Genomic DNA, 20,433 nt, shown 5'->3' on the forward strand with positions numbered 1-20,433 from the left:
TTCTCATGGGCAGCGTGAATCCCACGCAATGAACATCCCCCCGGCCGTCGCGGACGGCCGGATGCAGCCGAGGTGATTGATGCAACACGTCGCTATCGATGGCAAACAGGAGTTTCTGGCGGCGCTTCGCGAACAGCTCGCCAAGCGTCTGCCGCAGGACAAGGTCAAGGCGGTGGCCGCCTTCGCCGAGGACTTTTACGCCAGTGCCCCGCTGGAGGATCTGGTGGAGCGTCACCTCGACGATACCTATGGTGCCACGCTGACCACCTGGCATTTCATTCAGCATTTCGATCCGCGCTCGCCCAAGGTGCATGTCTACAACCCCGATTTCGAGGAGCACGGCTGGCAGTCGTCGCACACCCTGATCGAGGTACTGCATCAGGACATGCCGTTCCTGGTCGATTCGGTGCGCATCGAGCTCAACCGGCGCGGCATTACCGTCCACGCCATCCACAATGCCGTGCTGGCCGTCGAGCGTGACTCGCACCACGATCTCAAGCGCATCACCGGCACCCGCGCCAAGGATGCGCCGGGGTCGCGCGAGTCGATCATGGTCATCGAGATCGACCGCCACTCCGATCCCGAGGTGCTTGCCGAGCTGGAAACCAGCCTGCATGACGTGCTTGGCGACGTGCGCACCGCCGTCGAGGATTTCGAGCCGATGTGCCGAAAGGTCCACGACGCGCTGGAGGAACTCAAGGCAACGCGGCCGAGCCAGGTCGATGCGGCCGATCATCGCGAGGCGATCGCCTTTCTGGAATGGCTGCTCGACGACAACTTCACCTTCCTGGGCTACGACGAGTACGAGATCGCGTCCACCGGCAAGTCCAAGGATGAACTGCGCCCGGTCAAGAACAGCGAACTGGGGGTCTTCAAGCTCGACAACCCGCGCTATCGCGAGCGAATCCGCAGCGATCAGGGGGTCGAGGGCGATCACTATGTGCTGATTCCCGAACTGCTGTCGTTCGCCAAGAGCGCCTACCATTCGCGAGTGCACCGGCCGGCGTATCCCGACTACATCTCCATCGATCGTTACGACGAGTCGGGCAACGTCATCGGCGAGCGGCGCTTCATCGGCCTCTACGCCGCCGTGGTCTACAATGACTCGCCGCGCCACATTCCCGTGCTGCGTCGCAAGGTTCAGGCGGTGATGGATGCCTCCGGGGTCAACCCCAAGGGCCACAACGGCAAGCACCTGCTGCAGATTCTCGAGGTCTACCCGCGTGACGACCTCTTCCAGATCGGCACCGACGAACTGACCCGCACGGCACTGGGCATCCTCAATATCCGCGAGCGTCGCCGCGTCCGGCTGTTCATCCGCGAGGATCGCTTCGGGCGCTTCTATTCGTGCCTGGTGTTCGTGCCCCGCGATGTCTTCTCCACCGATCTGCGCGTGCGTATTCAGGAGCTGCTGTGCGAGGAGCTCGACGCCAGCTTCGGCGATTTCAACACCTACCTGTCGGAGTCGGTGCTGGCGCGTATCCAGTTCATCCTGCGTTTCAACGGCGAAGCGCCGGTGGACTACGACCTGCGCAAGCTCGAGCACAAGATTGCGCAGCTGGCGCGCAGCTGGAGCGACGACCTCCATAACGCCCTGGTCGAAGGGGTGGGCGAGGAGCGTGCCAATCATCTGATGAACCGCTACCGTGATGCCTTCCCCAGCAGCTACCGCGAGGATTTCACGGCGCGCACGGCGGTCTATGACATTCAGCACCTGTGCGAGGTCAACGAGGGTGCCCCGATCTCGGTCAGTCTCTATCGGCTGGTCGAGGAAGACGAGGAGGGCGTCAACCTCAAGCTGTTCCACGGCGACGCGCCGATCCCGCTCTCCGACGTTCTGCCGGTGATGGAGAACCTGGGGCTGCGGGTACTGGGCGAGCGGCCCTACGGCGTGCACTGCGAGGATCGTGCCTACTGGATTCACGACTTCACCCTGGAGCACAACGGCCGCGAAGTAGTCAACCTGCAGGACATGCGGGAGACCTTCATCGACGCGCTGCGGCGGATCTGGACCGGCGAGGCAGAAAACGACCCGTTCAATCGCCTGGTGATCGGGGCCGGGCTGAACTGGCGCGAGGTGGCCCTGCTGCGGGCCTACGCGCGTTATCTCAAGCAGATCCGTTTCGGCCTGTCGCAGCTCTACATCGCCACCACCCTGGCCAGCTACCCGGCCATCACCCGGGAACTGGTGCAGCTGTTCGCGCTGCGCTTCGCCCCGCGCCGGCAGAGCAAGGACCTCGACGCCACCATCGACAAGAGCATCGAGCGCCTCCACGGGCTGCTCGATCAGGTGGGCAGCCTCAACGACGACCTGCTGCTGCGCCGCTACATCGAGCTGATCCAGGCGACCCTGCGGACCAACTACTACCAGCGTGATGCCCAGGACGGCTTCAAGGACTACATCTCCTTCAAGCTCGATCCCACACGGGTGCCGCTGATGCCCAAGCCGCGCCCCCGCTACGAGATCTTCGTCTACTCGCCGCGGGTCGAGGGGGTGCATCTGCGCGGCGGCAAGGTGGCGCGCGGCGGCCTGCGCTGGTCGGATCGTCACGAGGACTTCCGCACCGAGATCCTCGGCCTGGTCAAGGCCCAGCAGGTCAAGAACGCGGTCATCGTGCCGGTGGGCGCCAAGGGCGGCTTCGTCTGCAAGCGCATGCCCGAGAACGCCGATCGGGATGCCGTGCAGAAGGAAGGCATTGCCTGCTATCAGATCTTCATTCGCGCCCTGCTGGACCTGACCGACAACCTCGAAGGTGGCGAGGTGGTACCGCCGACGGACGTGGTGCGCCACGACGAGGACGACCCCTACCTGGTGGTGGCGGCCGACAAGGGCACGGCGACCTTCTCCGATATCGCCAACGAGATCTCGCTGGAATACGGCCATTGGCTGGGCGACGCCTTTGCCTCGGGCGGTGCCCACGGCTATGACCACAAGAAGATGGCGATCACCGCCCGCGGGGCCTGGGAGTCGGTCAAGCGCCACTTCCGCGAGATGGGACTGGATACCCAGAAGGATCCGTTCTCGGTGGTCGGTGTCGGCGACATGGCCGGTGACGTGTTCGGTAACGGCATGCTGCTGTCCGACAAGATCCGCCTGCTGGGCGCCTTCAACCACCTGCATATCTTCGTCGACCCCGATCCGGACCCGGCGGCCTCGTTCGCCGAGCGCAAGCGGCTCTTCGAGCAGCCGCGCTCGAGCTGGGAGGACTATGACAGTTCGGTGATTTCTGAAGGGGGCGGCGTCTTCAAGCGCAGTGCCAAGTCGATTCCCATCAGCGAGGCGATGAAGCGGGCTTTCGGCATCGAGGCGGACAAGCTCTCGCCCAACGAACTGATCCAGGCGATGCTGCGGGCCCAGGTGGACCTGATCTGGAACGGCGGGATCGGCACCTACGTCAAGTCCAGTGCGGAAACTCACGCCGATGTGGGCGACAAGGCCAACGACGCCCTGCGCATCGACGGCGACGAGCTGCGCTGCCGGGTCGTCGGCGAGGGCGGCAACCTCGGGCTGACCCAGCGCGGCCGCATGGAGGCGGCGCGTCGCGGCGTCAGGGTCAACACCGACTTCATCGACAACGCCGGCGGGGTCAACTGCTCCGACCACGAGGTCAACATCAAGATTCTGCTCGATGACATCGTGGCCAACGGCGACATGACCGACAAGCAGCGCAACCAGCTGCTGGCCGACATGACCGAGGAGGTGGCCGGCCTGGTGCTGCGCGACAATTATCGCCAGACCCAGGCACTGTCGCTCAGCGAGCAGCTGTCCCACGAAGGCCTGGGGCCGTACCGGCGCTTCATCAACGAACTCGAGGCCGGCGGCCAGCTGGACCGCGAGCTGGAGTTCCTGCCCGACGACGAGACCCTGCTCGAGCGCTCCAACAACAACGAGGGATTGACCCTGCCCGAGCTCTCGGTGCTGATCTCGTACGCCAAGAGTACGCTCAAGGGCGACCTGATCGCCTCCGAGGTGCCCGACGACCCCTATATCCAGGCGCACCTGGAGCGTGCCTTCCCGCGGGTGCTGGTCGAGCGTTTCGGCACCGAGATGTATCGCCACCGCCTCAAGCGGGAGATCGTCGCCACGCAGATCGCCAACGACCTGGTCGATCACATGGGGATCGTCTTCATGCGCCGGCTGATCGACACCACCGGTGCCAGCCGGGCCGAGATCGCCCGGGCCTACGTGATTGCCCGCGACAGCTTCAATCTCGACGGCCTGTGGCAGCAGATCGAGGCACTCGACAATCGGGTCGACAGCCGCGTGCAGTATCAGATGATGCTCGATCTGATGCGCCTGATGCGGCGTGCCACCCGCTGGTTCCTGCGGCAGCGCAGCTCGCTGTCGGTCACCGAAAGCATCGAGCACTTCGCGCCGCGTCTCACGCAGCTGCAGGAAAGCATCGGCAAGCGCCTGCGCGGCCAGGAGCGCGAGACCTGGGAGGCCCGCCGCGACGAACTGACCGAAGCGCGCGTTCCCAAGGCGCTGGCCAGTATCGTGGCGGCGACCGGCAACCTCTACGCGGGGCTGGGCATCATCGAGGCCGCCAAGCAGACCGGCGAGAAGATCCAGCGGGTCGCCGAACTCTACTACGAGATCGGTCATCGCCTGGAGCTGCCGTGGATGAGCGAGCAGATCGACGCGCTCGACGTGCGCGACAGCTGGCAGGCGCAGGCCCGCGAGACCTTCCGTGACGATCTCGATCGCCAGCAGCTGGCGCTGACGGTCAGCGTGGTCAAGATGGAGGAAGCGCCGCGCGACATCGAGCCCCGCGTCGACCAGTGGCTGACGCGTCATGCCGACCTCCATGATCGCTGGTGCCGCCTGATCAGCGAGGTGCGCAGCGGCAACCAGGGTGGCTATCCGCTGTTTGCCGTGGCGATCCGCGAGCTGGTCGACCTGGCCGACAGTGGTGGCGAAGGCTGACGGCTGAGTCAACCCGCCGACTTGACGAAACCCCGCTCGACGGGGTTTCGTCATGTATGGGGCCGCTCGACGGTCCCCTCATTCCAACCGATGTCAGGAGGCAAGCATGGCCAGCGAGGGATATCACGAGCCGGTGGAAGAACTGAGCGGCGAGACACGCGACTATCATCGCGCCATCGTCTCGCTCATGGAGGAGCTGGAGGCCGTCGACTGGTACAACCAGCGCATCGACGCCTGCCAGGATGCGTCGCTGAAGGCGATCCTGGCGCACAATCGCGACGAGGAGAAGGAGCATGCCGTCATGACGCTCGAGTGGCTGCGGCGGCGTGACAAGACGCTCGATGCCCACCTGCGGGAATTCCTGTTCACCGAGGGCGACATCGCGCACTGAGTGGGCCCGGCCGGTGGTGTTCGACACCGGCCGACGGCGTCGCCCGCGTCGTCGCTCCGGTGGATTTGCGCTATACTCGCGGCCGCTTTTCATGCCGCCCGCCGAGGAGTCCGATGTACGCGCTCACCCGCCCGATCCTGTTTCGTCTCGACCCGGAAACCGCCCACGGGGTGAGCCTGACGGCGCTCGATGCGCTGCATCGCTGCCATCTGGATACGTTGCTGCACGTGGCCGAGTCGCGCGTCGAGGATCCCGTTACCCTGATGGGGCTGCGCTTTCCCAACCGGGTCGGCCTGGCCGCGGGGCTCGACAAGAACGCCGATCACCTCGAAGCCCTGGGGGCGCTGGGCTTCGGCTTCGTCGAGGTGGGCACCGTGACGCCACGACCGCAGCCTGGCAACCCGCGGCCGCGACTGTTCCGCTTGCCGAAGGCCGGGGCAATCATCAATCGCATGGGCTTCAACAATGCCGGTGTCGACCATCTGATCGCCAATGTCCGCAAGAGCCGTTACGATGGCGTGATCGGCATCAACATCGGCAAGAACCTCACCACGCCGGTGGAGCGTGCCGTCGACGACTACCTGATCTGCCTGGAGCGGGTGCATCCCTACGCGGACTACGTGACCGTCAATATCTCCTCGCCCAACACGCCGGGGCTTCGTGATCTGCAGTTCGGCGAGCATCTCGATGCGCTGCTGGGCACGCTGCGCGAAGCCGCCACGCGACAGGACCAGCGTGCCGGGCGTCAGGTGCCGCTGGCCGTGAAGATCGCGCCGGACATGGACGACACCGCCATCGGTCTGGTGGCCGAGGCGCTGGAACGTAACGGGATCGACGCCGTGGTGGCGACCAACACCACGCTGGCGAGAGAGGCCGTGCAGGGGCTGGCGCATGCCGAGGAGACCGGCGGGCTTTCCGGCGCACCGGTGCGAGCAGCGTCGGATCATGTCGTCAGGACCCTGCGCCATCATCTGCCGGAAATGCCGATCATCGGGGTCGGCGGCATCGACAGCGGGGTGGCCGCCCGGGACAAGCGCGCGGCCGGCGCGGATCTGGTTCAGCTCTATTCGGGTTTCATCTATAAGGGGCCGGCACTGATCGGCGAATGCGCCCGGGCCCTGCGTGACGCTCAGGCCCCGGTGGGTGCGTGAAATACAAAAAGGCCCGCAGCATGATTGCGGGCCTCGGCAGGTAACCGACTGTATCGGGTCGCTATTGCATGACCATCGGGTTCTTGTGAATGCCGGCGACACCCGTCATGCCGGCCCATTGATCACCTCGACCCTCACGCCAACCGCTCATCCAGTATTCCCGTAGGTTGATGTCCTGGCTGGGGCAATCATCCCGGGAGCGCCCGGAGAGGCCGGCCTTGTAGCCATGGACATAGGCACGCTGAAAGCGATCACGTTTCTGTCGTTTCATCGGGTAACCTCTATCATGAGAACCGAATTATTATTGCGAGTCATTACGTCGGCAGTGGGCTCCGGGCCGTCACTGCCGCTGCTTTCGAGACCGCGGACAGAACGCATGCGTTGTCTTAGTAGCTACTAAGTTTCTTTCTAGTTGAATAGTGGCAAGCCTGTCGAGCCGCGTTTTGTCACTGAAATGTTATCGTATTGAAATGAAAGGACCCTTTGCACCCATGAGCAATGATCAAGCGACGCCATCCGGCGTCCGGGCTGCCGGGCATGCCGGTTTTGCCAGCTGCCCCTGGGGCATCGAGTCCCTGCTGGCGGAGGAGCTGAGCGGGCTGGGCGCCACCGTCACCCGGCAGACCGTGGCCGGCGTCCATTTCACGGCCGACCTGGCCACGCTTTATCGCGCCTGCCTGTGGTCACGGCTGGCCAACCGGGTCGTGCTGCTGCTGGTTCAGGCCACCGATATCGAGACCCCCGAGGCGCTGCGGGCCTGCGTCACCGAGGTCGACTGGGCGGTGCACCTGCCGGACGGCGCTTCCCTGGTGGTGGATTTCCAGGGCCAGTCCCGGGCGATCCGGCATACCCGCTTCGGTGCCCAGACCGTCAAGGACGGCATCGTCGATGCGCTGCAGGCGGCCGGGCGCGAGCGCCCCCGGGTCGAGCATCGCGATCCGGATCTGCGCATTCATGCCCATCTGCATCGCGGTCGCCTGACGGCCGGTATCGACCTGTCCGGCGGCAGCCTGCACCAGCGCGGCTACCGCCGGGATCCGGGGCATGCGCCACTCAAGGAAAACCTCGCCGCGGCACTGCTGATTCGTGCCGGCTGGCCGGCCCGCGCCCGCCGTGGCGAGTCGCTGGTCGATCCGATGTGCGGGGCCGGCACACTGCTGATTGAGGCGGCCATGATGGCCGTCGATCGGGCGCCGGGGTTGGGGCGGCCGCGTTTCGGCTTCGAGCGCTGGGCCGGGCATGACGCCGCGCTGTGGCGGGAGTTGCTGCGCGAGGCCGAGGTGCGCGACCGGCTGGGGCGCCGGCGTGTCACCGCGAAGCTGTTCGGCAGCGACCGCAGCCCGCCCGCACTGGCCGCCGCCAAGGCCAATGCCATGCGCGCCGGGATCCCGGCGCTCATCGAGCTCAGCGGAGCGGATGCCCGGCACTGGCAGCGCCCGGCAGCGGCCGAGGGGCCGGGGCTGGTGCTCACCAACTCGCCCTATGGCGAACGCCTTGGCGAGCTGCCTGAATTGGTCACCCTGTATGCCGGGCTGGGCGAGCGGGTTCGCGAGCAGTGTCCGGGGTGGACGCTGGCACTGTTCACCGGCAACCCGGATCTGGGCCATCGCGTCGGGCTGCGTGCCGAGAAGCAGTACGCCTTCAAGAATGGGCCGCTGGACTGCAAGCTGCTACTGATACCGGTGCCCGAGCACGTCGAGGAAGCGGCGCCGCCGCCCCGCTCGGCAGGCGCGACGATGTTCGCCAATCGCCTGACCAAGAACCGCAAGCGCCTGGCCAAGTGGCTCAAGCGCAGCGGCGAGTCCTGCTACCGGCTCTACGATGCCGACATGCCGGAATATGCCCTGGCGGTGGATGTCTACGGCGACCGGGTTCACGTTCAGGAATACGCGCCGCCGCGCTCGGTGGACGCCGCCCAGGCCAACCGGCGGCTGATGGAGGCACTGACGGTGATCCCCGAGGTGCTCGAGGTGTCGGCTGACGCAGTGTACGTCAAGCAGCGCAGCCGCCAGAGCGGCAAGGCCCAGTACGAGAAGCGCGACACCAGCGGTGAGCGCTTCCAGGTCAGTGAGGGGCCGGCACGGCTATGGGTCAACCTGCGCGACTACCTGGACACCGGGCTGTTTCTCGATCACCGGCCGGTACGCCGTCGGCTGCGCGAGATGGCCGCGGGCCAGCGCTTCCTCAACCTGTTCTGCTACACCGGCGCGGCCACGGTGCAGGCCGCGCTCGGCGGCGCCAGCGAGACTCTGAGCGTGGACCTGTCCAATACTTACCTGGACTGGGCGCGCGACAATCTGGCGCTCAACCGGCTCGATCCGGCGCGTCATAGGGTGGTGCGTGATGACTGCCTGCACTGGCTGGAGACGGCGCAGGGGATGTTCGACCTGATCTTTCTAGATCCGCCGACTTTCTCCAACTCCAAGCGCATGGAGGGCACGCTGGATATCCAGCGCGATCATGGGCGGCTGGTGGATCTGGCCATGGCGCGGCTGGCGCCGGGAGGCACGCTGGTGTTCTCGAACAACCAGCGTCGCTTCCGAATCGACGAAGCACTCGTCGCGCGTTATGCCGTCACCGAGATCACGCGGGATACCTTCGATCCGGATTTCCAGCGCCGCGGTGACCTGCACCATTGCTTCCTGATCGGCCATGTGGCGACGCCGGGGGACTGAATTGGGCGCTGGCCGGAAGGGCGGCGTCCGGGGCGGAGGTGGCCGGGCGCCCGGTCACTCCAGCAGCGAGAGTTGACGCACGGCGTCGCGGCCCTCGGGGCTGTCGGCGCTGGTCTTGAGTACCTGGCGGAAGCCACGCGAACGCTGGATATGGTCGACGTCCTCGAGCCACATCAGGGCTTGATCGTAGCTGTCGGCCAGCTGGTGCTTGAGGCCGCCGAACTGGGTGCCGATCTGGCCCCAGGCGCGGCTGAATATCCAGTCGCCGAACATGTCCTGATGGACATGCACCAGCACGTAGTCATGATGGCTTTCCCAGCGGACGATCACGTTGGCTCCTGCGTCGATGGCGGCTTGTCGCGCTCGGCCGCGCGGCCTAAGATGGCGAGCGGCCCGGGGGCACCATTGTAGCCGCCCGGAGGATGCGAACAAGGAGTCTTCCCCATGCGTATACTCGCCGACCAGAACATTCCGCTCGTCGAGGCCTTCTTCGGCGAGCTGGGCGAGATCACGCGGCTCCCCGGGCGGCAGATCGATGCCGCGGCGGTGTGCGATCACGACATCCTCCTGGTGCGCTCCATCACCCGGGTCGATGCCGGCCTGCTGGATGGCTCACGGGTGAAGTTCGTGGGCACTTGCACCATCGGTACCGATCATGTGGATCAGGCCTATTTACGGGAGAACGGCATCGGCTTCGCCAGTGCGCCCGGCTGCAACGCCGAGTCGGTGGTGGACTACGTGCTCTCGAGTCTGCTGCTGCTGGCCGAGGAAGCGGGCGAATCGCTCGATGCGCGCACCGTGGGCATCGTCGGGGCCGGCAACGTCGGTAGCCGCCTGGCCAAGCGTCTGGATGGCATGGATGTTCCCTACCTGATCTGTGACCCGCCGCGCGCTCGCGACGAAGGGCGCGACGATTTCATCGACCTCGACACCCTGATCGAGCGCTGCGACGTGGTCTGCCTGCATACTCCGCTGGTCAAGACCGGCGATCATCCCACCCGGCATCTGATGGACGCCCGGCGCATCCAGGCGCTGCGTCCCGGCAGCGTGCTGCTCAATGCCGGCCGGGGCGCCTGTCTGGACAATACGGCCCTGCGCGAGCGGCTGGCGGCCGGCGGCGACCTGCGTTGCGTGCTGGATGTCTGGGAAGGCGAGCCGGGCATCGACGAGGCGCTGTACCCGCTGGTGGATATCGCCACGCCGCACATTGCCGGCCATAGCCTGGACGGCAAGATGCGCGGGACCGAGCTGGTCTACCAGGCCGTGATGAATCATTACGGGCTGCCGGTGCGCTGCAAGCTGGGGCAGCTCAAGCCGGACCCCTGGCTGCGCAAGCTGGTGCTGACCGAATGGGCGCCACCGCTGGAGGCCCTGGCGCTGTGCGTGCGTGCCTGCTACGACGTGCGTCGGGACATGGTGGGCTTCGAGCGCTACCGCCGTCGCCTCGGCATGGCGGAGGGCTTCGACCGCTATCGGGCCGAATATCCGGTCCGTCGCGAGTTCTCTACCCTGCGGGTCGATCTCAAGAAGAACAACAACGACCTGCGCGAGGCGATCGCCGGTTTCGGCTTCAAGGTCAAGCTGGCCGGTAAGTGACGTCCGCCGGCGGCGCCGGCCTGATCACGAAAAAGGCCCGCCGACGCGGCGGGCCCGATCCTCGATGGTTCAGTGCCTACTGGCGGTAGGCGGATTCCTTGAGGGCACGGATGCGGTCATCCAGCGGCGGGTGACTGGCGAACAGCCGCTCCATCAGCTTGCGGGTCTGGCCGGTGGTGATGGCGAAGGCGGTCAGGCTGTCCGGCATCTGATCGGCCATCTGGGTCTCCGCCTTGAGCCGCGCCAGGGCGTTGATCATCGCGCCGCTGCCGGCCAGCCGGGCGCCGGCGGCGTCGGCGCGGTACTCGCGGAAGCGCGAGAACCAGGCGACGATGACCGAGGCCACCAGCCCGAAGACGATCTCGGCGACGATCACCACCGCCATGTAGCCGAAGAAGCCCAGCCCCTCGTTGTCGTCGCGGCGCAGGAAGCTGTCGATCAACTGGGCGACCACGCGGGCGAAGAATATCACGAAGGTGTTGAGCACCCCCTGGATCAGCGCCAGCGTGACCATGTCACCGTTGGCGACGTGGCCGATCTCGTGACCCAGCACGGCGCGGACCTCTTCCGGGCGCATGCGGTTGAGCAGCCCGCTGGAGACCGCGACCAGCGCATCGTCCTTGTTCCAGCCGGTGGCGAAGGCGTTGGACTGCTGGGCCGGGAAGATGGCGACGTCGGGCATCTTGATGCCGGCATCCCGGGCCAGTTCGGCGACCGTGTCGAGCAGCCACTTCTCGTTGGCGTCCCGGGGCTGGTCGATGATCTGGGCGCCGGTGCTCATCTTGGCCATCGGCTTGGAAAGGAACAGTGAGACCAGCGAACCGGCCATGCCGAAGATGAAGCTGAAGATCAGCAGGCTGTTCATGTTCAGCCCGTTGGCCTGCAGGTAGGGCTCCACGCCCAGCAGCCGCAGGGTGATACTGGCGACCAGCACCACGGCCAGGTTGGTCGCCAGGAACAACAGGATGCGCATCATGGGTGTGACCTCGGTCGTCGGAAAGCCGGAAAATTCAGTGTGTTGTCTGGCTCTTAGATACGCGCCGGGGGGCGGGGTTTCAAGCCCCGGCGCGTTAAATTTATCGACGCGGCGAGCGTGATCGCGGGGCGCGCCGCGGCCTCATTGCCGGTAGCGGCCGAGGAACCGGGCGAAGCGATCGAGTGCGTCGTCGAGCTGGTCGGCCCAGGGCAGGGTAACGATGCGCACGTGGTCGGGTTCCGGCCAGTTGAAGGCGGTGCCCTGGACCAGCAGGATCTTCTCCTGCAGCAGCAGGTCGAGCACCAGCTGCTGGTCGTCCTGGATGTTGAACACCGCGGGGTCGAGTCGCGGGAAGGCGTAGAGCGCTCCCTTCGGCTTGGTGCAGGACACGCCCGGAATGGCGTTGAGCTTCTCGTAGGTGATGTCGCGCTGGGCCCGCAGGCGCCCGCCGGGCAGCACCAGGTCGTTGATCGACTGGTAGCCGCCGAGTGCGGTCTGGATGGCGTGCTGGGCCGGCACGTTGGCGCACAGGCGCATCGAGGCCAGCATGTTCAGGCCCTGGATGAAGTCCTCGGCGCGCTGCTTGCCCACCTTGCCGGACAGGATCATCCAGCCGCTGCGAAAGCCCGCGCAGCGGTAGCTTTTCGACAGGCCGTTCATGGTGACCACCAGCTGGTCGTCGCCGGCCAGCGCGCCGGTGGAGACATGCTCGACGTCGTCGTAGAGGATCTTGTCGTAGATCTCGTCGGAGAAGATCACCAGATCGTGGGCCCGGGCGATCGCCAGCAGCTCCTTGACCACCTCGGGCGGGTAGACGGCCCCGGTGGGGTTGTTGGGGTTGATCAGCACGATCGCCCGCGTGTGGCTGGTGACCTTGTCGCGGATATCCGCCAGGTCCGGCGCCCAGTCGGCCTGCTCGTCGCAGCGGTAGTGCACCGGCCGGCCTCCCGAGAGATTGGCCGCCGCCGTCCACAGCGGGTAGTCGGGCGCGGGGATCAGCACCTCGTCGCCATCGTTGAGCAGGGCCTGCATGGCCATCACGATCAGCTCGGAGACCCCGTTGCCGATGAATATGTCCTCGACGCCGACGCCGGGAATCCCCTTGCGCTGACACTCCTGCATGATCGCCTTGCGCGCCGAATACAGTCCCTTGGAGTCGCAGTAGCCCTGGGCGGTGGGCAGGTTGCGCATCACGTCCTGGAGGATTTCCTCGGGCGCCTCGAAGCCGAACGGGGCGGGGTTGCCGATGTTGAGCTTGAGGATGCGCTGGCCTTCGTCCTCGAGTCGCTTGGCATGATCGAGAACCGGGCCGCGGATGTCGTAGCAGACGTTGTCGAGCTTGTGGGACTTGCGAATCGGGCGGGGCGTGGTGTCCATGAGGCGCGATGATTCCTTGGCGTTGCTGTCTTGGGCGCCGTGGTCCGGTGCGGTTGCGCCGGGGCGGGCGGCGTCGAACAGCATACCCCGGCGTCGCGAACGTGCAAATGGCCGGGGAGAGCGGTTCAGGCCTCGTCAACGGCCTCGATCGGCGGCGGAATATCGTCCGGGGTTTCCAGGGTCAGCCGGCCCAGCTTGCCGTGGCGCAATTCGTGAAGAAGCACTTCGGCGCCGCGGTGCAGGTCGACCTCGCCGCCGGGGCGCAGGCCGCCACGCTTGCGGGCGATCTCGGCGACGATGGCCTGGCCGTCGAAGCCGGCGCGGGCCAGCAGGTCGGGCTGCTGGTCGCCGTCGGCCTCGACCGTGTCGGCGCCCTCGGCCGGCGTGTAGGCGGGCAGGGTCGTCAGCTTGAAGCGCCGGGAGAGGGCCTCCGGGTAGCGTCGGGCGAGTTCCGCCGCGGCAATGATGGCCACGTCGGTATACTCGATCGCCGTGTCACGAATCGCGCCGCTGGCGGCGAGCCGATAGGCGCTGGCCTGATCCTCGATCTTCGGCCACAGCACCCCCGGCGTGTCGGTCAGCGCGATGCGTCCGTCGATGCGGATCTTCTGCTGGCGCTTGGTCACCGCGGGTTCGTTGCCGGTCTTGGCGAGCTTGCGGCCGGCCAGCCCGTTGATCAACGTCGACTTGCCGACGTTGGGGATGCCCATGACCATGACCCGCACGTCACGATCGGCACGCACCTGACCGGCCAGCTCGTGGCAAAGGGCGGGAATGCGCTTGAGCTCGCGGGCCAGGGTGGTGGTTACCGCCAGTGCGCGGGTGTCGGCCTGAGCGTCGAAGTGGGCGACCCATTCGCGGGTGCGCTCGGGGTCGGCCAGGTCGGCGCGCGAGAGGATCTTCAACACCGGCTTGTGTTCGGTGAGGTCGGCCAGCATGGGGTTGGCGCTGGAGTAGGGCAGCCGCGCATCCAGAACCTCGATCACCACGTCGATCTCCGGCAGGGCCTCCTTGATCTGGCGCCGCGCCTTGTTCATGTGTCCCGGATACCAGCCGAGCATCGTTCCCCCTGGAAGGTGTGCACAGAAAACGGGCGCCAATCTTAGCAGATCGGCGCCCGGTGCGGTGGCTTCCTGTGGTTCATTCGCCGGAATGGAAGGTCAGCGCCACCGAGTTGATGCAGTAACGCAGCCCGGTGGTTTCCGGCGGGCCGTCGGGGAAGACGTGGCCCAGATGGGCATCGCAGTGCGCGCAGACCACTTCCGTGCGGCGCATGCCGTGGGAGTCGTCGAAATGCTCCTCGACCGAGCCCTTGCCCAGCGGGCGATCGAAGCTCGGCCATCCGCAGCCGGCGTCGAACTTGTGCTCGTTCTCGAACAGGGCGGCGCCGCAGCACACGCAGTGATAGATGCCCTGCTCGTCGCTGACCCGGTAGTCGCCGCTGAACGGCGGCTCGGTGCCCTTCTCGCGGGCGACCCGGTACTGCTCGGGCGTCAGCTGGTCGCGCCATTCGGCATCGCTTTTCTGCAGCTTGTTGCGCATCGGCATGCTCCTCTTGCGGTGGGGCGTTACTGCGCCATGAGACTACGAAATGGCGGCTCGGGCCAACCCGGTGAATCCCGTGTTCCTGTACCTGCAGGATAGACGCTGCCACCCGCCCGTGGCGCCAGGGGAGCGACAGGAGTCAGCGGAGAGTTGACAGCGGCAGGTGGCCTATTTACTATACGCGCCACCTCGACGAGGCAAGGCACTGCGTCCCATTCGTCTAGTGGTCCAGGACACCGCCCTTTCACGGCGGTAACAGGGGTTCGAACCCCCTATGGGACGCCACTTCCTCATCGGGTGACAGGCTGGAAATTGCGGGAATAGCTCAGTGGTAGAGCATCGCCTTGCCAAGGCGAGGGTCGCGAGTTCGAATCTCGTTTCCCGCTCCAAGTCTGGTTTGCAGGAATGACAGGTGAGGGTCGCGAGCCGGAACGCCGGTCCGATCCAATCTCGTTTCCCGCTCCAGAATTGCGTCCCATTCGTCTAGTGGTCCAGGACACCGCCCTTTCACGGCGGTAACAGGGGTTCGAACCCCCTATGGGACGCCACTTCCGGTCTTGTCAGAGGTTGCAGGCTGCGGGAATAGCTCAGTGGTAGAGCATCGCCTTGCCAAGGCGAGGGTCGCGAGTTCGAATCTCGTTTCCCGCTCCAGTTTTTGGGGTAGCAGAAAATGTGACGAAGGTCGCGAGCCGAAGCGTCGGCCCGGCGGAACGCCGCCCGATCGAATCTCGTTTCTCGCTCCAGAATTGCGTCCCATTCGTCTAGTGGTCCAGGACACCGCCCTTTCACGGCGGTAACAGGGGTTCGAACCCCCTATGGGACGCCACTTGCATCCTTGCCTTCCTTGAAAAGCGGGAATAGCTCAGTGGTAGAGCATCGCCTTGCCAAGGCGAGGGTCGCGAGTTCGAATCTCGTTTCCCGCTCCAGGAATTGATTCTTTGAAATATTCCACGAGGGTCTCGAGCTGGAACGCCAGCCCGGTCGAATCTCGTGTCCCCCCTCCAGTATTTTATCCTTTCTTTCTCGAAGCTCGATTTCTTGCACAGGATGCGCGTGCGCTTCCAGGCGACATTCGGCGATGACGTCATCGGAGCGTGGCCAGTATGATGCGTGCTGTGTTTCGGAGCATGTTGTCTCGAGCGGCCCGTTTTCCCGGCTTGTCTTCAGTCGTCGGGAGTGCCGCGTGCTCCCCATGATATTTCGTCGGCTATTGATTTTTCCCGCAACGGCCGCATCTCAGTAGTTCTTTGTCACGCCCGTGGCGCGGCGTGTTCGTTGATCGTCCGAAACAGGGGTGTTTGATGACAACACCGGCATTGTCCATCCGTGGCCTGACCAAGGTCTACGGCAACGGCTTCCAGGCCCTGAAGGGGATCGACCTGGATGTTCCCGAGGGGGATTTCTTCGCCCTGCTGGGCCCTAATGGCGCAGGCAAGTCGACCACGCTGGGAATCGTCTGTTCGCTGGTCCAGAAGACGGCGGGCAAGGTGTCCATCTATGGTATCGATATCGACCGGGATTTCGCCAAGGCGAAATACCATCTCGGCGTGGTACCGCAGGAGTTCAACTTCTCGCAGTTCGAGAAGGTCGAGGACATCGTGCTGGCGCAGGCCGGCTACTACGGCATGGCGCTGCGCGAAGCCCGGCCGCGCTGCGCGCAGCTGCTCAAGGACCTGGGCCTGTGGGACAAGCGCAACGGCCCGGCCCGCATGCTCTCCGGCGGCATGAAGCGACGCTTGATGATCGCCCGGGCCTTGATCCATCGTCCGCGTCTGCTGATTCTCGACGAGCCCACCGCCGGGGTGGATATCGAGCTGCGGCGCAGCATGTGGGACTACATGCGGCGCATCAACCGGGAAGAGGGAACCACCATCATCCTCACCACCCACTATCTCGAGGAAGCCGAGAGCCTGTGTCGCAACATCGCCATCATCAATCATGGCGAAATCGTCAAGAACACCACGGTGCGCGAGCTGTTGACCGAGCTGGACACCGAGACCTTCCTGCTCGACCTCGCCGAGCCGGTGGATCGCGCACCGCGGATCGAAGGTTTCGAGGTGGAACAGGTCGAGCGTGCGCAGCTGGCGCTGTCGCTGCGCAAGGGGCAGCAGCTCAATGATGCTTTTCGCCAACTCTCCGAGCAGGGCGTGAGCGTGGTGTCGATGCGCAACCGCGCCAATCGTCTCGAGGAACTGTTCGTGTCGATGGTGGAGGGTGACAACGCACGTGTCCGTCAGGCCGAGGCCGGCAACAAGGAGGCCCAATCATGAATCCGCGTCAGATCCTGATTGCCCTGTGGACGCTGGTGGTCAAGGAGGTGCGGCGTTTCACCCGCATCTGGCCGCAGACCCTGCTGCCGCCGTCGATCACCATGACCATGTACTTCATCATCTTCGGCAACCTGATCGGCTCGCGGGTCGGCGAGATGGACGGTTTCAGTTACATGGCCTACATCGTGCCGGGGCTGATCATGATGTCGGTGATCACCAACAGTTACTCCAACGTGGCCTCATCGTTCTTCTCCAACAAGTTTCAGCGCAGCGTCGAGGAGATGATGGTCTCGCCGATGCCCAGCTGGGTGATCCTCGGTGGTTTCGTGCTGGGAGGCATGACGCGCGGGCTGGGTGTCGGCCTGATCGTGACCCTGGTGTCGCTGTTCTTCACCGATCTGACCATTCACCATCCGCTGGTAACGGTCGGTGTGGTGACCATGACCGCCGCGCTGTTTTCCATCGGCGGCTTCATCAATGCGCTGCTGGCCAACAAGTTCGACGATATCTCGATCGTGCCGATCTTCGTGCTGACACCGCTGACCTATCTGGGCGGGGTCTTCTACTCGATCGACATGCTGCCCGACTTCTGGCAGGGCGTGTCGATGATCAACCCGATCCTCTACATGGTGAATGCCTTCCGCTACGGCATCCTCGGTGTCTCCGACATTCCGGTCGGCGGAGCACTGGTCGCCGTGGCGCTGTTCATCATGGCCTTCTTTGCCGTGGCGCTGTGGATGCTGGAACGCGGCAAGGGCATTCGGAGTTGACATGAACCGTCCCGATACCTTGAAGGATGCCCCGCTGGGGCGTGAGTCCGATTATCCTGAGCGCTACGACCCGGTGTTGCTCTACCCGATTCCGCGTGCCGCCAATCGCGCGCCGCTGGGGATCGGGGAGGGCGCTCTGCCGTTCGTCGGCGAGGATGAGTGGCACGCCTTCGAGCTGTCCTGGCTCAACGCCCGGGGCAAGCCCTGCGTGGCCGTGGCGCGCTTTCGCCTGCCGGCGGACTCGCCGAACCTGATCGAGTCCAAGTCCTGGAAGCTCTATCTCAACAGCTTCAACCAGACCCGTTTCGACAGCCGCGAGCAAGTCGTCGAGACGCTGGAGCGCGACCTCGGCGAAGCGGCGGGCAAGCCGGTAGGGGTCGATCTGCTGGGCGTGGACGCCCCCGAACTGATGCCCCGCACATTGCCCGGCGAGTGCATCGACGGGCTCGATATCGCCGTCGACGACTACACGCCCAATGCTGGTGTCCTGCAGGTCGGGGCTGACGTCGTCGAGGAGACCCTGCACTCGCATCTGCTCAAGTCCAATTGCCCGGTGACCGGCCAGCCCGACTGGGGCAGCGTGCTGATTCGCTATCGCGGGCCGCGCATCGACCGCGAAGGCCTGCTGCGTTACCTGATCGGCTTCCGCCAGCATCAGGATTTCCACGAGCACTGTGTCGAGCATATCTTCACCGACCTCATGACGCGGGCGCGGCCCGAACGCCTGCTGGTGATGGCGCGTTACGTACGCCGCGGTGGCCTGGATATCAGCCCCTGGCGAGCGACCCCGGGTGAGCGGCCGCCGCAGCCGCTGCGGCTGGCACGACAGTGAGCGAATGGGGTACATTGACGAGAAATATTCTTGTTTGTAGAGAGGTTGCGCCATGGATGCACTCACGCTGCTTCACCAACGTAGCTCGATGGGCAAGCTGGCCGGCCCCGCGCCGAGCCGGGAACAGCTCGATGGCCTTTACCGGGCGGCCCTGCGTGCGCCGGATCACAAGGGGCTGACTCCCTGGCGCTTCATCGAATTCAGCGGCGCGGGCATCGATCGTCTGGGCGAGCTGTTCGCCGAGGCGGAATACCAGGCCAACCCGCATATCGACGATGCCACGCTTGATGCGGTGCGCAAGAAGCCCAAGCGTGCCCCGCTGATCATCGCCGTGATCGCCCGGGTGACCCCCGATCAGCCCAAGGTGCCGCCGGTGGAGCAAGTCCTCTCCGCCGGCTGTGCCGCCCACGCCATCCTGCTCGCCGCCCAGGCGATGGGGCTCGGTGCCATGTGGCGTACCGGCAGCTTCGCCTTCGACAGGACCGTGCGGCGCGGCCTGGGACTGGGCGAGCATGACGAACTGGTCGGCTTTCTCTATCTGGGGCAGCCCGGTGGGCGTCTGCCGACGCCGCCCCGTCGCAACCCCGAGGACTTTGTCGAGCGCTGGGACTGATCACATGCGCGAGATCGGTCAACCCTATCCCCGATTGCCCCTGCCCGATGCGGCGCAGGGAGAAGACCTCGCGGTGTTCCAGGACTGGCTGCAGCAGGCCATTCCGCTGGTGGCCCATCTGGGGCTCGAGCGGATGGCGTGGCAGGGGGACACCCTGGTCTGGCACCTGTCCCTCGCCCCCAACCTCAACGACAAGGGCAGTGGCTTCGGCGGCTCGCTGGCGGCACAGACCACGCTAATCGGCTGGTGCTGGACGACCCTCTGGCTGCGGGGCCACGGCCGGGCGCAGGATGTGGTCGTCGCCAGGGCGGAGCAGCGCTACCTGGCGCCGGTGACCGGCGACTACCGGCTCGAGTGCTGTCCCGCCACGCCGGACGCCGTGGAGGCCCTCCAGGCCCGTCTGGCCGAGCGCGGCAAGGGGCGACTGTCCCTCGTGCAGCGGCTGAGTGTCGGCGATACCTGCTGCCTGGAGGCGCAGGGGGACTACGCTGTACTGCCGCTGCGGAATTGATCCGGAAAACCGCTTGCAATCGCGGGGTTAGCTCGTTACTATATGCGCCGTTCTGACGCCGAAGCCAAGCGAAGCGCAGGACGACAATTTGCGGAGGGGTGTCCGAGTGGTCGAAGGAGCACGCCTGGAAAGTGTGTAAGTCGAAAGGCTTCGAGGGTTCGAATCCCTCCCCCTCCGCCACACAGAATATAGAGAAGCCGCTGATTTCAGCGGCTTTTTCTTTTTCTATACCCTCTCAGCCCATACTTCAGCCCATACTTTGTGTCTGGCTTTCACTGGCCTTCCCAGGACGCTGTTGGACAGTGTGTCCTTCTGCTGTCCCCCTCACGCCTTCCATTTTCTCGATGTTGCTACCACCCACCTTGGTCGGTCGCCTCCTAGTTCAGGCATGACAGGCCGTACCTCTCTCAGGTAGTGTCGACCTAAGTGTTATGAGAACGACTAGGCCCGGGAAGTGGCGATGTCAGATTTTTCTTCATATGCATCCACGATGCAGGAAGGCAATCCCCTAGAGCGTCAGGATGGCCGGGAACTGCGTATTCCCACTGCTCGTGCACGGCGAGCGCTGCATCAAGCGCGTGCAGCGCGTCGCCAGCGTCGCCTGGCTGCTGATCAGCGACAACCCGCGCTATGATCAAGCCGCAGGGTATGAAGGACGTGGAGATCCTGGGGCGGTGTGAGATTCGGATTGGAGAAATAAACCTGAATCCGTGATGCCGGCGTCGACACTTTCCCTATCGCCGTCAGCGAGCATTTTTTGACCTCCGATTCCGTCTCAACCGCCGAATGCATCTCTGCC

At 65.1% G+C, this 20,433-nt stretch carries 17 protein-coding genes and 7 tRNA genes; 18 read left to right on the forward strand and 6 right to left on the reverse strand.

Translation table 11 applies throughout. From position 1 onward, the window contains the following. The first annotated feature begins 79 nt into the window (after positions 1–79). From ACTCB7_RS07565 to ACTCB7_RS07575, 3 genes are all read left to right on the forward strand, one after another. Positions 80–4,927: an NAD-glutamate dehydrogenase gene (locus ACTCB7_RS07565; RefSeq protein WP_463006181.1), complete on the forward strand. Its 4,848-nt coding sequence runs from the start codon at positions 80–82 to the stop codon at positions 4,925–4,927. A 106-nt stretch (positions 4,928–5,033) separates the two neighbouring features. Further along, positions 5,034–5,318 (forward strand): encapsulin-associated ferritin-like protein, encoded by a 285-nt coding sequence (locus tag ACTCB7_RS07570; protein ID WP_463006182.1) that lies wholly within the window; start codon positions 5,034–5,036, stop codon positions 5,316–5,318. Positions 5,319–5,431: 113 nt separating this feature from the next. Next, entirely contained in the window at positions 5,432–6,469 is a 1,038-nt protein-coding gene (locus ACTCB7_RS07575) for a quinone-dependent dihydroorotate dehydrogenase (protein WP_463006183.1), read from the forward strand. A 61-nt stretch (positions 6,470–6,530) separates the two neighbouring features. Here the strand turns inward: ACTCB7_RS07575 and rmf are convergent, their stop codons facing one another. Next, complete coding sequence (gene rmf, locus ACTCB7_RS07580) at positions 6,531–6,740, reverse strand: ribosome modulation factor (protein ID WP_463006184.1); 210 nt, start codon at positions 6,738–6,740, stop codon at positions 6,531–6,533. Positions 6,741–6,960: 220 nt separating this feature from the next. On the opposite strand from rmf, the gene rlmKL reads away from it, so the two are divergent. Continuing rightward, positions 6,961–9,144 (forward strand): bifunctional 23S rRNA (guanine(2069)-N(7))-methyltransferase RlmK/23S rRNA (guanine(2445)-N(2))-methyltransferase RlmL, encoded by a 2,184-nt coding sequence (gene rlmKL, locus ACTCB7_RS07585; protein ID WP_463006185.1) that lies wholly within the window; start codon positions 6,961–6,963, stop codon positions 9,142–9,144. 54 nt (positions 9,145–9,198) lie between these two features. On the opposite strand, the gene ACTCB7_RS07590 is transcribed toward rlmKL, so the two are convergent. Further along, positions 9,199–9,474: a hypothetical protein gene (locus ACTCB7_RS07590; RefSeq protein WP_463006186.1), complete on the reverse strand. Its 276-nt coding sequence runs from the start codon at positions 9,472–9,474 to the stop codon at positions 9,199–9,201. Positions 9,475–9,588: 114 nt separating this feature from the next. Here ACTCB7_RS07590 and pdxB point away from each other — a divergent pair, with 114 nt between their 5' ends. Beyond that, positions 9,589–10,740 (forward strand): 4-phosphoerythronate dehydrogenase PdxB, encoded by a 1,152-nt coding sequence (gene pdxB, locus ACTCB7_RS07595; RefSeq protein WP_463006187.1) that lies wholly within the window; start codon positions 9,589–9,591, stop codon positions 10,738–10,740. A 76-nt stretch (positions 10,741–10,816) separates the two neighbouring features. Here the strand turns inward: pdxB and htpX are convergent, their stop codons facing one another. The 4 genes from htpX to msrB all read right to left on the reverse strand — a co-directional run bounded on the left by htpX (position 10,817) and on the right by msrB (position 14,635). After that, positions 10,817–11,716 carry a protease HtpX gene (gene htpX / locus ACTCB7_RS07600; RefSeq protein WP_463006188.1) on the reverse strand — a complete coding sequence of 300 codons (900 nt, stop codon included), beginning with the start codon at positions 11,714–11,716 and terminating at the stop codon, positions 10,817–10,819. 141 nt (positions 11,717–11,857) lie between these two features. Continuing rightward, entirely contained in the window at positions 11,858–13,093 is a 1,236-nt protein-coding gene (locus ACTCB7_RS07605) for a pyridoxal phosphate-dependent aminotransferase (protein WP_463006189.1), read from the reverse strand. 125 nt (positions 13,094–13,218) lie between these two features. Continuing rightward, positions 13,219–14,154, reverse strand: a complete 936-nt coding sequence (ylqF, locus tag ACTCB7_RS07610) for a ribosome biogenesis GTPase YlqF (protein ID WP_463006190.1) — start codon at positions 14,152–14,154, stop codon at positions 13,219–13,221. 79 nt (positions 14,155–14,233) lie between these two features. Beyond that, positions 14,234–14,635: a peptide-methionine (R)-S-oxide reductase MsrB gene (gene msrB, locus ACTCB7_RS07615; RefSeq protein WP_463006191.1), complete on the reverse strand. Its 402-nt coding sequence runs from the start codon at positions 14,633–14,635 to the stop codon at positions 14,234–14,236. A 212-nt stretch (positions 14,636–14,847) separates the two neighbouring features. Here msrB and ACTCB7_RS07620 point away from each other — a divergent pair. The 13 genes from ACTCB7_RS07620 (at position 14,848) to ACTCB7_RS07680 (ending at position 20,314) form a co-directional block, all read left to right on the forward strand. Beyond that, a tRNA-Glu gene (locus tag ACTCB7_RS07620) sits at positions 14,848–14,923 on the forward strand. A gap of 29 nt (positions 14,924–14,952) precedes the next feature. Beyond that, positions 14,953–15,027 (forward strand) — tRNA-Gly (locus tag ACTCB7_RS07625). Between the two features lie 83 nt (positions 15,028–15,110). Further along, positions 15,111–15,186: transfer RNA gene (locus ACTCB7_RS07630), tRNA-Glu, on the forward strand. A gap of 28 nt (positions 15,187–15,214) precedes the next feature. After that, a tRNA-Gly gene (locus ACTCB7_RS07635) sits at positions 15,215–15,289 on the forward strand. A gap of 99 nt (positions 15,290–15,388) precedes the next feature. Then, positions 15,389–15,464: transfer RNA gene (locus ACTCB7_RS07640), tRNA-Glu, on the forward strand. A gap of 25 nt (positions 15,465–15,489) precedes the next feature. Continuing rightward, positions 15,490–15,564: transfer RNA gene (locus ACTCB7_RS07645), tRNA-Gly, on the forward strand. A gap of 375 nt (positions 15,565–15,939) precedes the next feature. Next, positions 15,940–16,908 (forward strand): ABC transporter ATP-binding protein, encoded by a 969-nt coding sequence (locus tag ACTCB7_RS07650; RefSeq protein WP_463006192.1) that lies wholly within the window; start codon positions 15,940–15,942, stop codon positions 16,906–16,908. Next, a complete protein-coding gene (locus ACTCB7_RS07655) occupies positions 16,905–17,678 on the forward strand; it encodes an ABC transporter permease (RefSeq protein ID WP_463006193.1) in 774 nt (257 codons plus the stop codon). Before ACTCB7_RS07650 ends, ACTCB7_RS07655 begins: the two co-directional genes overlap by 4 nt. Position 17,679: 1 nt before the next feature. After that, a complete protein-coding gene (queF, locus tag ACTCB7_RS07660; protein ID WP_463006194.1) occupies positions 17,680–18,510 on the forward strand; it encodes an NADPH-dependent 7-cyano-7-deazaguanine reductase QueF in 831 nt (276 codons plus the stop codon). A 52-nt stretch (positions 18,511–18,562) separates the two neighbouring features. Then, positions 18,563–19,123, forward strand: coding sequence for a nitroreductase family protein (locus tag ACTCB7_RS07665; protein ID WP_463006195.1), 561 nt, complete (start codon positions 18,563–18,565; stop codon positions 19,121–19,123). 4 nt (positions 19,124–19,127) lie between these two features. Further along, entirely contained in the window at positions 19,128–19,634 is a 507-nt protein-coding gene (locus tag ACTCB7_RS07670; protein ID WP_463006196.1) for a YiiD C-terminal domain-containing protein, read from the forward strand. Positions 19,635–19,726: 92 nt separating this feature from the next. Continuing rightward, a tRNA-Ser gene (locus ACTCB7_RS07675) sits at positions 19,727–19,814 on the forward strand. 341 nt (positions 19,815–20,155) lie between these two features. Then, positions 20,156–20,314: a S24/S26 family peptidase gene (locus tag ACTCB7_RS07680; protein WP_162500852.1), complete on the forward strand. Its 159-nt coding sequence runs from the start codon at positions 20,156–20,158 to the stop codon at positions 20,312–20,314. The last annotated feature ends 119 nt before the right edge of the window (positions 20,315–20,433 follow it).

The sequence above is a fragment of the Modicisalibacter sp. genome (assembly GCF_055145905.1).

Excerpts from the sequence above, each read along its gene's own strand:
- ACTCB7_RS07680 (WP_162500852.1), top strand. The coding sequence starts at position 20,156 with ATGGCCGGGAACTGCGTATTCCCACTGCTCGTGCACGGCGAGCGCTGC.
- ACTCB7_RS07655 (WP_463006193.1), top strand. The coding sequence starts at position 16,905 with ATGAATCCGCGTCAGATCCTGATTGCCCTGTGGACGCTGGTGGTCAAG.
- ACTCB7_RS07665 (WP_463006195.1), top strand. The coding sequence starts at position 18,563 with ATGGATGCACTCACGCTGCTTCACCAACGTAGCTCGATGGGCAAGCTG.
- htpX (WP_463006188.1), bottom strand. The coding sequence starts at position 11,716 with ATGATGCGCATCCTGTTGTTCCTGGCGACCAACCTGGCCGTGGTGCTG.
- ACTCB7_RS07575 (WP_463006183.1), top strand. The coding sequence starts at position 5,432 with ATGTACGCGCTCACCCGCCCGATCCTGTTTCGTCTCGACCCGGAAACC.
- ACTCB7_RS07650 (WP_463006192.1), top strand. The coding sequence starts at position 15,940 with ATGACAACACCGGCATTGTCCATCCGTGGCCTGACCAAGGTCTACGGC.
- rlmKL (WP_463006185.1), top strand. The coding sequence starts at position 6,961 with ATGAGCAATGATCAAGCGACGCCATCCGGCGTCCGGGCTGCCGGGCAT.
- ACTCB7_RS07570 (WP_463006182.1), top strand. The coding sequence starts at position 5,034 with ATGGCCAGCGAGGGATATCACGAGCCGGTGGAAGAACTGAGCGGCGAG.
- msrB (WP_463006191.1), bottom strand. The coding sequence starts at position 14,635 with ATGCGCAACAAGCTGCAGAAAAGCGATGCCGAATGGCGCGACCAGCTG.
- pdxB (WP_463006187.1), top strand. The coding sequence starts at position 9,589 with ATGCGTATACTCGCCGACCAGAACATTCCGCTCGTCGAGGCCTTCTTC.
- rmf (WP_463006184.1), bottom strand. The coding sequence starts at position 6,740 with ATGAAACGACAGAAACGTGATCGCTTTCAGCGTGCCTATGTCCATGGC.
- ylqF (WP_463006190.1), bottom strand. The coding sequence starts at position 14,154 with ATGCTCGGCTGGTATCCGGGACACATGAACAAGGCGCGGCGCCAGATC.
- queF (WP_463006194.1), top strand. The coding sequence starts at position 17,680 with ATGAACCGTCCCGATACCTTGAAGGATGCCCCGCTGGGGCGTGAGTCC.
- ACTCB7_RS07670 (WP_463006196.1), top strand. The coding sequence starts at position 19,128 with ATGCGCGAGATCGGTCAACCCTATCCCCGATTGCCCCTGCCCGATGCG.
- ACTCB7_RS07565 (WP_463006181.1), top strand. The coding sequence starts at position 80 with ATGCAACACGTCGCTATCGATGGCAAACAGGAGTTTCTGGCGGCGCTT.
- ACTCB7_RS07605 (WP_463006189.1), bottom strand. The coding sequence starts at position 13,093 with ATGGACACCACGCCCCGCCCGATTCGCAAGTCCCACAAGCTCGACAAC.